The sequence below is a fragment of the Nocardioides sp. CPCC 206348 genome, assembly GCF_048654705.1.
In the GTDB taxonomy this organism is placed as follows: Bacteria; Actinomycetota; Actinomycetes; order Propionibacteriales; family Nocardioidaceae; genus Nocardioides.
Genome location: NZ_JBMCZA010000078.1, coordinates 19,575 through 22,892, shown reverse-complemented (window position 1 = coordinate 22,892; position 3,318 = coordinate 19,575). Strand labels below are relative to the sequence as shown.

The window sequence follows — 3,318 nt, the reverse complement described above, 5'->3', positions numbered from 1 at the left end:
CCCACCACCGCTTCCGCCGTGCCTGAGCTTCCCGAGGTCGAGGTCGTCCGCGCCGGGCTCGAGCGTCACGTCGTCGGCGCCACGATCACCGCGATCGACGTCCTCCACGACCGTCCCGTACGACGCCACCCCTCCGGCGCCGCGGGCTTCGCGGCCGCGCTGACCGGCCGCCGCATCGACGGGGCCCGCCGGCGGGGCAAGTACCTCTGGCTGCCTCTCGACGACGGCAACGCGATCCTCGGCCACCTCGGGATGAGCGGCCAGATGCTGGTGCAGCCGGTCGACGCCCCGCCCGAGCGCCACCTGCGCGTCCGGTTCCTGCTCAGCACCCCGCAGGTCGAGCAGGTTGCTCAGCAACCGTCTCGAGACCAGGAACTCCGGTTCGTCGACCAGCGGATGTTCGGCGGCCTCTCGGTCTCGGTGGGTGGCGCCGAGCTGCCACCCGAGATCGCCCACATCGCACGCGACCCGATGGATCCGGAGTTCGACGACGAGCTCTTCATCGCCCGCCTGCGCAAGCGGACGTCCGGTGTGAAGCGACTGCTCCTCGACCAGGGCCTGGTCTCCGGCGTCGGCAACATCTACGCCGACGAGGCGCTGTGGCGCGCCGGCCTGCACGGGGAACGGCCGGGGGACCGGCTCACCCGCAAGCAGGCTGTCGAGCTGCTGCGCCACGCCCGCGAGGTGATGGGCGCTGCGCTCGCCCAGGGCGGTACGTCGTTCGACGCGTTGTACGTCAACGTCAATGGCGAATCGGGCTACTTCGACCGCTCCCTGCACGCCTACGGGCGCGAGGACGAGCCCTGCGACCGCTGCGGAACGGCGATCCGCAGGGTCGCGTTCATGAATCGGTCGTCGTACTTCTGCCCGCGATGCCAACCCGTGCCACGGAGCGCTCCGAGATTGACCCGCGCACGCTGAAGTGGGACTCTTGTAGACGGCCCCCAACTCTCGGGGCGACCCTCGAACCGGAAGGCTCAACTTCATGGCCAAGGCGCTGATCGGTCACCTGAACAGCGACCTCCGCGACCCCCGTCTCGCACTCGAGAATTCTCGCCTGCGCACCCGGGTCGCCGAGTTGGAGTCCCTCGTCCTCCGTCTCTCCGAGGAGAACGACAAGTTGGTGTCGGCGCGTGCTGCCGAGATCCTGACCGGCGACATGCAGCCGGCGTGACTTGTAGCTGACTCCTGCCGGCAGGGCCTCCTGCCACCTCAGGTGCACCACCCCGGACCACCCTCGCCCCGCGACGGTGGTCCGATTCATCTCCCCGGAGCCAGGTCGCCCGTTATCCAGTGGCGGTCGTCACCCGACAGGCATAGCGTCCTGACCTTGTGAGCCGGGTCCTCGACGTCGTCGCACCGGCCCGTCTGGGGCAGGGCTTCCGGCGACTCATGGCGTCGACCTGGGTGAGCAACCTCGGCGACGGCATCGCGATGGCCGCCGGGCCGCTCCTCGTCGCCTCCCAGACCCGGTCGCCGGTGCTGGTCTCGATGGCGATGCTGCTGCAGAGCCTCCCGTGGTTGCTGTTCGGGCTCTTCGCCGGCGCGGTGGCCGACCGGCTCGACCGCAAGCGGATCGTCATCGTCGCCAACCTGCTCCGGGCAGCGGTGCTCGTCGTCCTGTGTGCCTCGATCGTCACTGGTGTCGTCAGCATCGCGGTCGTCCTGGTCGCGATGTTCGTGCTCGGTACCGCGGAGGTCTTCGCCGACACGGCGTACCGCACCTTCTTGCCGATGATGGTCGACAAGGCCGACCTCGGGATCGCCAACGCCCGGCTGCAGGCCGGGTACATCACGCTCAACCAGTTCGTGGGCGCTCCCATCGGTGCGGCCCTGTTCGCGGTCGGGATGGTGGTGCCCTTCGGCGTCCAGGTGGCCTGCGGGCTGCTCGCCGTCCTCCTGGTCACGCGGATCGCGTTGCCGGCCGGGCCCGTGCGTGGCGACGTGGACACCCATGTCCTGAAGGACATCGGCGACGGCCTGCGCTGGCTGATGGGACACCCGCCGGTCCGGACCCTCGCGCTCGTGATCGTCACCTTCAACATCACCTGGGCGGCGGCCTGGTCGATCCTGGTCCTCTACTCGCTCGACGTGCTCGACATGGGGCCGGTGGGCTACGGGCTGCTCACCTCGGCGGCCGCTGCCGGGGGCCTGGTGGGCACGTTCCTCTACGGCTGGCTCGAGCGGCACGTCCCGCTCGCCACCCTGATGCGCGCCTGCCTGGCCATCGAGGTCGTCATGCACCTGGCGTTCGCTGTCACGACCGTGGCGTGGGTGGCGCTGGTCATCATGTTCGGCTTCGGGGTCTACGCCTTCGTGTGGGGCACGATGTCGCAGGCGATCCGGCAGCGGGCGGTGCCGACGGAGTTCCAGGGACGGGTCGGTTCGGTCTACAGCGTGGCGATCTTCGGAGGCGTCGTCATCGGCAGTGCGCTCGGTGGTGTGATCGGTGAGCACGGCGGCGTGACGGCGCCGTTCTGGTTCGCCTTCGTCGGGTCGGGGATGACGCTCGCCCTCGTGTGGCGACAGCTCGCCCACATCGCGCACGCCGACCGGGACACCGGGGACACCCGGATGCACGAAACCGACGGGGTCGCGCGGTAGCCTGAGTCCGCCGAGCTTCCCCCGCGACGGTCCTTTCCTGCACGAGGTGACAGGATCGACCGCCTGTGTCCGGCACACCGACACGTGTGCATTGGATCAAGCTAGGGAGATTGCGTGTATCTGAAGAGCCTGACCCTCAAGGGGTTCAAGTCCTTCGCGTCCGCGACGACCCTGCAGCTGGAGCCGGGCATCACCTGCATCGTGGGCCCCAACGGCTCCGGCAAGTCGAACGTCGTCGACGCCCTCGCCTGGGTGATGGGTGAGGCCAGCGCCAAGAGCCTGCGCGGCGGGAAGATGGACGACGTCATCTTTGCCGGTACGACGGGACGTCCGCCGCTCGGTCGCGCCGAGGTGATGCTGACCATCGACAACTCCGACGGCGCGCTCCCGATCGACTACTCCGAAGTCACGATCAGCCGCACGATGTTCCGCACGGGCGGCTCGGAGTACGCCATCAACGGCACGTCGTGCCGGCTGCTCGACGTCCAGGAGCTGCTCAGCGACTCCGGGATCGGCCGCGAGATGCACGTCATCGTCGGCCAGGGCCAGCTGGACCAGATCCTGCACGCGACGCCGGAGGACCGGCGCGGGTTCATCGAGGAAGCGGCCGGTGTGCTCAAGCACCGCAAGCGCAAGGAGAAGGCGCTCCGCAAGCTCGACTCCACCGAGGGCAACCTGACCCGCCTCAACGACCTGCTGAGCGAGATCCGCCGC

4 protein-coding genes are annotated in these 3,318 nt (G+C 69.2%); all 4 read left to right on the top strand.

All coding sequences use genetic code 11. The annotated features are described in order from the left end of the window. The first annotated feature begins 18 nt into the window (after positions 1-18). A complete protein-coding gene (gene mutM / locus ACOADB_RS03700) occupies positions 19-921 on the top strand; it encodes a bifunctional DNA-formamidopyrimidine glycosylase/DNA-(apurinic or apyrimidinic site) lyase (protein WP_378596608.1) in 903 nt (300 codons plus the stop codon). A 64-nt stretch (positions 922-985) separates the two neighbouring features. Further along, positions 986-1,174: a hypothetical protein gene (locus ACOADB_RS03695; protein ID WP_056714224.1), complete on the top strand. Its 189-nt coding sequence runs from the start codon at positions 986-988 to the stop codon at positions 1,172-1,174. 158 nt (positions 1,175-1,332) lie between these two features. Next, positions 1,333-2,604: an MFS transporter gene (locus tag ACOADB_RS03690; RefSeq protein WP_378596581.1), complete on the top strand. Its 1,272-nt coding sequence runs from the start codon at positions 1,333-1,335 to the stop codon at positions 2,602-2,604. A 114-nt stretch (positions 2,605-2,718) separates the two neighbouring features. Then, the coding region (locus ACOADB_RS03685) for a chromosome segregation SMC family protein (protein ID WP_378596580.1) at positions 2,719-3,318 on the top strand (600 nt) is incomplete at its 3' end.

Coding starts and splice junctions, on each gene's coding strand:
- ACOADB_RS03695 (WP_056714224.1), top strand. CDS start 986: ATGGCCAAGGCGCTGATCGGTCACCTGAACAGCGACCTCCGCGACCCC.